The organism is Cloacibacterium rupense (assembly GCF_014645495.1).
GTDB lineage: Bacteria > Bacteroidota > Bacteroidia > Flavobacteriales > Weeksellaceae > Cloacibacterium > Cloacibacterium rupense.
The window spans coordinates 302995-311310 of sequence record NZ_BMLV01000004.1 but is presented as its reverse complement, the minus strand read 5'-3'; the positions used below and the strand labels follow the sequence as shown (position 1 = coordinate 311310).

Sequence of the window (8316 nt, the reverse complement as noted above, 5' to 3'; positions counted from 1 at the left end):
AGGTTTTAAAATCTGTAAATAAATATTTTTTTGTTTTAAAAAGAGTTTTAATTTCAAAATAATTATTAAAAATATATACAATTTTGATGTTTAAATAGTAGTAAATACAATAAATAATCAATAAAACCAAAGCAGAAATTCCTACTATTTTAGTTCTTACTTCATAAATAATTTTTGGTTGAAAATTAGTATACGTTAGATAAACTAACCATGTAAGCAAAACAATGCCTAAGAATATAATAACAGTAATAAAATTACTTTTTTCTGATTTTGAAATCAATCTATCCTCATTCATTTTTAATAATTAGCTATTGGTTTATCTTTTATAATTTTAATGTCTAAACCGTCATCCCAATGTCTATTCCTTTGATTTTTCTATATAAATCTGTGGCAAAATTATCCGTCATTCCGCTTACGAAATCTAAAACGCCTAAAACTCTTTCATAAACTGAAGCGTTTTCATAAATAAATTGAGCTGGTAAAAGTTGAAGTGCTTTTTTATCATAAGATTTCCTTTGTTCTTTTTCTAGAATTATAGGCGGAATAAAATGATTCAAAAGTTCATACATAACGTTGTAACCCGCATTTTCTATTTCTACCACACTTCTGTGACCATAAATTCTCTCAATAGAAAATCGCTCTACTTCTTGGAACGAAGGACTTTCAGTTCTGAAAATATCGAGCAATGCTTTGTCTTGACTTCCATTCAAAATATTATCGAAATTCTCTTGATATAATGTGGTAGATTTTATGATTAAGGCATTGATTACTTTGGCTCTTAGGTAAGAGATTCTTTCATTTTTATTACCGATGAAATTAAGCTTTTCTTTCACTTTTCTTTCATCAGATTCATTTACAGATTTTATTAAATCTATGAAAAGACTTTCGCAATCGTTGGTTGAAATTATGCCCAAACGATGAGCATCTTCCATATCGATGATATTATAGCATATGTCATCTGCCGCTTCTACCAACCACACAAAAGGATGGCGCTTGTAAATGGTCGGTTCACCACTTTCTTCGACCATTTTGGTAGATTTTGCAATATCTAAAAAAGTCTCTTTTTCGCTTTGGAAAAATCCAAATTTCTTACGATTGATGTGTCCTTTTTTCTTGGCGATCGCTTCGCAAGGATATTTGGCAATGCTAGCCAATGTGGTAAAGGTCAACTGAGTTCCCCCTTCGTCTTTACCGTTTTGTTGATGCGTAAGCACTCTAATGGCATTGGCATTTCCTTCAAAATTGACCAAATCTGCCCATTGTTTTTCAGAAAATTTAGATTTTAAATCCGCTTCATTTTTCTCAAAATAAGAAGCTATGGCATCTTCCCCAGAATGTCCAAATGCAGGATTACCCACATCATGACAAAGACAAGCCGCAGCAATTACATTATTGAGTTGGTAGAGGTAAAAATTATTGGCTTCTTCAGACAATTCATTCTCAAATTTTTTAGAAATAAACTCACCTGCCAAACTTCCTAAACTTCTCCCCACAGAAGAAACTTCTAGAGAATGTGTCAATCTATTATGTACAAAAACGCTTCCCGGAAGTGGAAAAACTTGGGTTTTATTTTGTAATCTTCTAAAAGCCGAAGAAAAAATTATTCTATCAAAATCTCTTTGAAAATCTGTTCTAGAAACTACAGTCTGTGCGTGGTTCCCTGTTCTTTGGTTGGTGAAAATTTGGTTGAGAATCATACTACAAAAATATACTTTTTGAAAAGAAATATGACGTGATTCTGTAATATAAATTAAAGATATATTATTTTTTGATATATTTGTTAAATCCTAAAAAATCAATAAAAATGGAAAATTTAGATCAAAAAGATTTACAAATTTTAGATATATTACAAAGGAATTCTAATTATTCTGTAAAAGAAATCGGTGAAAAGATTGCGCTTTCTTTCACCCCTACTTACGAAAGAATTAAAAATTTAGAAAAAAACGGCACTATTGAAAAATATATAGCGCTTTTGAATAGAAAAAAAATTGGCGTAGAACTCGTTGCATATTGCAATGTAACCATCAGAAACCAATCTAAAAACTCTCTAGATGAGTTTGAGAAAGAGATTGTTCAGTATGACGAAGTACAAGAAGTGATAAGTCTATCTGGAACCTATGATTTTATGCTTAAAATTGCAACCAAGAACATTGACTCTTATAACAACTTTATTACCAGCGTTTTAGCAAATACGCCTAATATTTATCAATACCATAGCAGCATCGTACTAAACGAGATAAAAAGAGAAACTGCCTATAAAATTTTAGAAAATAAGAAAAAATAAGTTGTTTGCCAGATTAAAAAAGCTGTCTTTTAAACAAGACAGCTTTTTTTGTACCAATATTGTTTGGCTATTATTTAAATTTTTCAAAAACTTTAGTAAATTCTTGCGAAATTTCTTCGTTGCAAAGATTTCCGATGCTTCCTTCGTGCGTGTGTTGTAAATTTTTATTGGCTTCAAAATTTTGATTTTCAATACTTTGCCCTACTTTTACATAAGCATCACGGAACGAAACACCTTTCAAAACCAAATCATTTACATTCTCCACACTGAAAAGGTATTGATACTTTTCGTCTTCCAAAATATTATCTTTTACTTGAATGTGATTTAAAGTATATTCTGTGATGTAAAGGCAATCTTTGATGGTATTAATCGCAGGAAAAAGTACTTCTTTGGTCAATTGCATTTCACGGTGATAACCAGAAGGTAAATTATTGGTGAGTAAAGTCAATTCTGTAGGAACACCTTGCAAAATATTGCATTTACCACGAATCAACTCAAAAATATCTGGGTTTTTTTTGTGGGGCATAATGCTACTTCCCGTAGTGAAAGTATCTGGAAAGGTTATAAATCCAAAATTCTGATTCATATATAAACACACATCATAAGCGAATTTGCTCAAAGTATGCGCTATTGCAGCAATGGCGGTTGCTAAAGTTTTTTCAGATTTTCCGCGTGTCATTTGTGCATAAACTACGTTGTAATTTAGCGTTTCAAATTCTAATAATTCTGTAGTTAAAGTACGATTAATCGGAAATGAAGAACCATAACCAGCGCCAGAACCTAAAGGATTTTTATTCGTGATTTTATACGCTGCTAAAAGCATTTCTAAATCATCAATCAACGCTTCTGCATACGCACCAAACCACAGCCCAAAAGAAGATGGCATCGCAATTTGAAAATGAGTATAACCAGGGATGAGTTTATCTTGATGCTGATTGCTCAATTTCTGTAAAGTTTGGAAAAGATTTTTAACCAAATCTTTAATTTCTAGAATTTCGTTTTTGAGAAAAAGCTTAATATCCACCAAAACTTGATCGTTTCTAGAACGTGCAGAGTGAATTTTCTTACCAATATCACCCAATTTCTGCGTCAATTGAAATTCTATTTGAGAATGTACGTCTTCTATTCCTTCTTCGATAATGAATTTTCCATCTTCGATTTGAATAGCAATATGGTCTAATTCTTCTAAGATTTTTGGCAATTCAGATTCTTCTATCAAACCGATGGTTGCTAGCATTTTCACGTGTGCTTTGTTGCCCAAAACATCATATTTAGCCAATTGCAAATCAAATTCTGCATCTCTACCAATGGTAAATTTTTCTACCAAAGCAGCGTGCTGATTTTCTGATAAATTGTTTTTTTGCCAAAGTTTTTTGCTCATTTTGTTGGTTTTAAACGCAAAGGCGCAAATTATTTAATTTAATTTTTCTATGTTTTAAGGCGCAATGATTTTTAACTTCGTTAAAATTACGAATTTCAAATTTTACCATCGTTGAAAGGTGCAGCCCGACTTGAGCGGAAATCCTTTTTTTTTGCAGCTGGAAAAGCTTTGGCAAAAAAAAGATTGGGAGCGGAAGGCGGATAAAGCTGCCCAAATTATTTTAAAAAACTATTTTAGATAACAATTGAATGTAAATTTTCACCCCTTCTAAAATTTCATCTACATAAATAAATTCGTCACTGCTATGGGAACGCGAGGATAAACCTGGCCCCATTTTAAGCGACGGAAACGGAATTACAGCTTGGTCTGAAGTGGTAGGCGAACCGTAAGTAGTTCTGCCCAATTCTAAACCTGCCTTCACGATAGGATGCTCCACGGAAATTGAAGAAGAATTCAACCTGAAACTTCTAGCTTCTGCTTTACTTTTGATATTTTCTCTGATGATTTCTAAAACTTCTCGATTGGTGTATTGGTCGGTAGTTCTGACATCTATGGTAAAAGTACAAGTATTGGGAACCATATTGTGCAATTTGCCTGCATTGATGACAGTTACCGTCATTTTTATGTCTCCTAAAACCTCAGACTTATTGGGAAATTGATAATTTTTAATCCAATTTATATCCTTAATCGCGTTGTAAATAGCATTGTCGTCATTATGATGAGCGGCGTGAGAAGAAGTTCCCGAAGCTTCGCAATCTACCACCATTAAGCCTTTTTCGGCAATTGCCATTTGCATTTCTGTTGGTTCGCCCACGATTGCAAATTCTAAATTTCCGAAATGCGGAAGTACAGATTCTACTCCATCCAAACCCGAATTTTCTTCTTCGGCGGTTGCTGCGTAAATGAAATTGTATTTTAAATCTTTAGCGTTATAAAAATATAAAAAAGCCGCCATCAAAGAAACCAGCGCTCCACCTGCATCATTACTTCCTAAACCATACAATTTACCATCCTTAACCGTTGGTGTAAAAGGGTCTAAAGTATAACCAGAATTGGGTCTTACGGTATCGTGGTGAGAATTGAGCAAAATGGTAGGTTTTTCGGGAGAAAAATTATGATTAAATGCCCAAACATTGTTCTTTTCACGATTTGTTTGTACGCCTTTTTCTTGCAAATATTTCTCGATTAAATCCGCAGTTTTGTCTTCTTCTTTGCTGAAAGAAGGTATGGAAATGAGGTTTTTGAGCAATTCAACCGCGTTATCGCCAAGTTCTAAAAAATTATTGGGTGATTTCTGTTCCACTGGTTCTGTTGTTTTCATTAATTAGTTTCTTCAAAAAAGTTTCTTTGACGATGAATACAGATTTTACTCCTTTTTCTATCGCTGCAAAAGCATTATCGATTTTCGGAATCATACCTTCGTTGACGATGTTTTTTTCTTTGAGTTGAATATATGTTTCAGGCGTAATTTTAGCGATGACTGAATTTTCATCATCAATGTTTTCTAAAACTCCGTTTTTCTCAAAACAATACGCCAAATTTACCTCAAAATGTGTTGACAAAGCAACTGCTAAACTAGATGCTATGGTATCAGCATTGGTATTGAGCAAATTACCATTTCCATCGTGTGTAATGGCGCAAAAAACTGGACAAATATCCTCGGAAATTACTTTTTCTAAAAATTGTGCGTTTATTTTGTCGGTTTCTACATCTCCTACCCAACCGAAGTCTATGGTTTTTACAGGTCTTTTGTGCGCGGGAATTACATTGGCATCTGCACCTGAAAAACCGATAGAATTTAAGCCATTTTTCTGCAAAGTAGCTACAATATTTTTATTGATTAAACCAGCATAAACCATCACCGCAACGTCTCTGGTTTCTGCATTAGTGATTCTTCTGCCTTCAAAAAACTCTTGTGGAATTTCTAATTTTTCGGCGAGTTTGGTGGCTAATTTTCCACCACCGTGAACTAGTATTTTCGGTTTTTGAATTGTAGATAAATCCTTCAAAAAAGCATCTAACTTTTCGGGATGGTCTATTACGTTTCCACCAATTTTGATGATGTATAGTTCTTGTTTTTGCATTTTTGTTGTTTTAAACGCAAAGATTTTTTAATCTTTATCATATATAAGAAAGCAAAGTTTAATCAACTAGTTGATTTTATGAAGCTATACTTTATTAAGCTCTTTCAATTCGCTTGCGAATAAATCTTTGCTCACTTTTTTTATTTATTTTTTTAATAAAACTTTGCGTCTCAGATTTTTAAAGTGAAACTTTAAGTTTTAGAAATTCATTACAAAATATTTTTCAAAACAGCTTGTGCTGCAAATAATCTGTTGTAAGATTGTTCAAAAATCAATGATTGTTCAGAATCTAAAACTTCATCACTAACCTCAACATTTCTACGAACTGGCAAACAATGCATAGGTCTTCCGTTGTTGGTGATTTTCATTTTTTCATCAGTCAGCATCCAATCATCAAAACCTTCTGCTACTTTTCCGTAATCATTAAAAGAACTCCAGTTTTTAATATACACAAAATCAGCATCTTTCAACGCTTCTTCTTGATTATGAGTCACTTTAGCATCGCCAACAAAAGCTGGGTCTAAATCTAAACCTTCAGGATGCGTAATCACAAAATCCACATCTTGTGCATTCATCCATTCTGCAAAAGAATTGGCAACTGCGTGAGGAATAGGTTTAATGTGCGGTCCCCAAGTGAGAACCACTTTTGGTTTTCTGGTTTCTTTCCATTGTTCTTTGATGGTGATGGTGTCTGCCAAACTCTGCAAAGGATGTCTGGTAGCCGCTTCCATAGAAATCAACGGTTTATTGACATATTTTTGAAAAAGCGATAAAATCTTTTCTTCCGTGTCTGATTTTTTATTTTTTAAATCTGCAAAACAACGGATTGCTACTACATCGCAATATTGTCCAATTACCGTTGCAGCATCTTTGATATGTTCTACCGTAGTGCCATTCATCACCGCACCATCTTCAGTTTCCCAAGCCCAGAAGTCTTGCCCTGCATTGAAAGTCATCACTTTAAAACCTAGATTTTCTGCAGCTTTTTGAGTACTCATCCTGGTTCTAAGGCTAGAATTCATAAAGATTAAGCCTAAGGTTTTCCCTTTAGCTAAATGTTCATCCTTTAGAGGATTTTTCTTGTATTCTAGAGCATCTTGAATGAGGTCTTCAAGATTTTCTACGTCTGAGATGGATAGAAACTGTTTCATTTTTATTTATTTTAAACGCAAAGGTTTAATATTAATTTATGTTTTATTTTAAGAAATCAAAGGCATAAATGCTTCGCAAAGGATTCTGTTTATGGTTTCCCACAGATTATACAGATTTTCACAGATTTAATGAAATTTAATATCAAAAATCCCAAATCGTAAATCCCAAATCGTAAATCTAAAATTCTAATATTCGTTTAAAATTTGGATTAAGGCGTCCGCGAATTTTTTCACGTCTTCTTTTTTCACATTGAGTGCTGGTAAAACTCTCAAAGTATTGGGTGTAGAAGCATTACCAGTCAACATTTTATGTTCTTTAACCAATCGAGTTCTCACTTCATTGCAAGGAAAAGCCAAATCAATCCCAATCATCAAACCTTGATAACGAATTTCATTGATATTTTTTTGATTTTGAAGCAAAGAAACCAAGTAATCTCCCACTTCTTGAGCATTTTGTAATAGATTTTCTTCTTCAATCACCTCTAAAACCGCTTTGGTAGCAGCACAAGCCAAGAAATTACCTCCAAAAGTTGTCCCAAGTAAACCATAAGAAGCTTTGAATTTTGGCGAGATTAAAATCCCAGCCACAGGAAAACCATTACCCATTCCTTTTGCCATAGAAATAATATCAGGAGTTACACCAGCCTGCTGATGCGAAAAGAATTTACCACTTCTTCCGAAACCAGATTGAATTTCGTCTGCGATGAAAACTACATTATTTTCATTACACAATTGCTGAATTTTCTGTAAAAATTCGGTGGTTGGAATTTGAACTCCACCAACTCCTTGAATTCCTTCTACAATCACTCCAGCAATATCTGAATTGGTTTTGAATTCATTTTCTAAAGCTTCCAAATCATTGAAAGGAAGTTTGATGAAATTTTCGGATTGATTAACTGGTGCAACAATTTTAGGATTGTCTGTACAAGCAACAGCAGCCGCAGTTCTTCCGTGAAAAGCTCCAGAGAAATAGATTATTTTCTTTTTCCCCGTGTGGAAAGAGGCCAATTTTATGGCATTTTCATTAGCTTCAGCACCAGAATTACAAAGAAAAAGTGTGTAATCTGGATAGCCCGATAATTTAGTTAGTTGTTCAGCTACTTGATTTTGAATCGGAATTTTCACATAATTGGAATAAAAACCGATGTTATTGAGTTGTTCTGTAATATATTTTACATAAGTTGGGTGAGAATGTCCGATGGAAATCACAGCGTGACCACCATATAAATCTAGGTATTCCGTTCCGTTTTCGTCCCAGAAATAGCTTCCTTCTGCTTTTGCAGGAGTTACGTCTATTAAAGGATATACATCAAAAAGTTTCATTTATTTTCGATTTACGATGTTTGATTTAAGATTTGTTAATTTTTAACCTAATAGGATTTCATCCTATCCTATAATAAGTCGCCACTTCGTGGC

8 protein-coding genes are annotated in these 8316 nt (G+C 33.5%); 1 reads left to right on the top strand and 7 read right to left on the bottom strand.

From position 1 onward, the window contains the following. The coding region (locus IEW40_RS14190; protein WP_229663434.1) for a hypothetical protein at positions 1-295 on the bottom strand (295 nt) is incomplete at its 3' end. 43 nt (positions 296-338) lie between these two features. Beyond that, a complete protein-coding gene (gene dgt, locus IEW40_RS10580) occupies positions 339-1697 on the bottom strand; it encodes a dGTP triphosphohydrolase (RefSeq protein ID WP_188618060.1) in 1359 nt (452 codons plus the stop codon). 107 nt (positions 1698-1804) lie between these two features. Here dgt and IEW40_RS10575 point away from each other — a divergent pair, with 107 nt between their 5' ends. Further along, the gene (locus IEW40_RS10575) at positions 1805-2284 is read left to right on the top strand and encodes an Lrp/AsnC family transcriptional regulator (protein ID WP_188618059.1); all 480 of its coding nucleotides are present in this window, start codon (positions 1805-1807) and stop codon (positions 2282-2284) included. Positions 2285-2354: 70 nt separating this feature from the next. Here the strand turns inward: IEW40_RS10575 and argH are convergent, their stop codons facing one another. The 5 genes from argH to IEW40_RS10550 all read right to left on the bottom strand — a co-directional run bounded on the left by argH (position 2355) and on the right by IEW40_RS10550 (position 8223). Next, positions 2355-3665, bottom strand: a complete 1311-nt coding sequence (gene argH, locus IEW40_RS10570; protein WP_188618058.1) for an argininosuccinate lyase — start codon at positions 3663-3665, stop codon at positions 2355-2357. A gap of 220 nt (positions 3666-3885) precedes the next feature. Beyond that, positions 3886-4986 carry a M20 family metallo-hydrolase gene (locus IEW40_RS10565; RefSeq protein ID WP_188618057.1) on the bottom strand — a complete coding sequence of 367 codons (1101 nt, stop codon included), beginning with the start codon at positions 4984-4986 and terminating at the stop codon, positions 3886-3888. Next, positions 4946-5749: an acetylglutamate kinase gene (gene argB, locus IEW40_RS10560; protein WP_188618056.1), complete on the bottom strand. Its 804-nt coding sequence runs from the start codon at positions 5747-5749 to the stop codon at positions 4946-4948. Before argB ends, IEW40_RS10565 begins: the two co-directional genes overlap by 41 nt. Before the next feature lie 209 nt (positions 5750-5958). Beyond that, positions 5959-6900, bottom strand: a complete 942-nt coding sequence (locus tag IEW40_RS10555) for a Rossmann-fold NAD(P)-binding domain-containing protein (RefSeq protein WP_188618055.1) — start codon at positions 6898-6900, stop codon at positions 5959-5961. 186 nt (positions 6901-7086) lie between these two features. Beyond that, complete coding sequence (locus IEW40_RS10550) at positions 7087-8223, bottom strand: aspartate aminotransferase family protein (protein WP_188618054.1); 1137 nt, start codon at positions 8221-8223, stop codon at positions 7087-7089. Positions 8224-8316: the final 93 nt, after the last annotated feature.

Bases quoted from the DNA above. Each gene is read 5' to 3' on its own strand.
- IEW40_RS10565 (WP_188618057.1), bottom strand. From the start codon at position 4,986: ATGAAAACAACAGAACCAGTGGAACAGAAATCACCCAATAATTTTTTA.
- dgt (WP_188618060.1), bottom strand. From the start codon at position 1,697: ATGATTCTCAACCAAATTTTCACCAACCAAAGAACAGGGAACCACGCA.
- IEW40_RS10555 (WP_188618055.1), bottom strand. From the start codon at position 6,900: ATGAAACAGTTTCTATCCATCTCAGACGTAGAAAATCTTGAAGACCTC.
- argB (WP_188618056.1), bottom strand. From the start codon at position 5,749: ATGCAAAAACAAGAACTATACATCATCAAAATTGGTGGAAACGTAATA.
- IEW40_RS10550 (WP_188618054.1), bottom strand. From the start codon at position 8,223: ATGAAACTTTTTGATGTATATCCTTTAATAGACGTAACTCCTGCAAAA.
- IEW40_RS10575 (WP_188618059.1), top strand. From the start codon at position 1,805: ATGGAAAATTTAGATCAAAAAGATTTACAAATTTTAGATATATTACAA.
- argH (WP_188618058.1), bottom strand. From the start codon at position 3,665: ATGAGCAAAAAACTTTGGCAAAAAAACAATTTATCAGAAAATCAGCAC.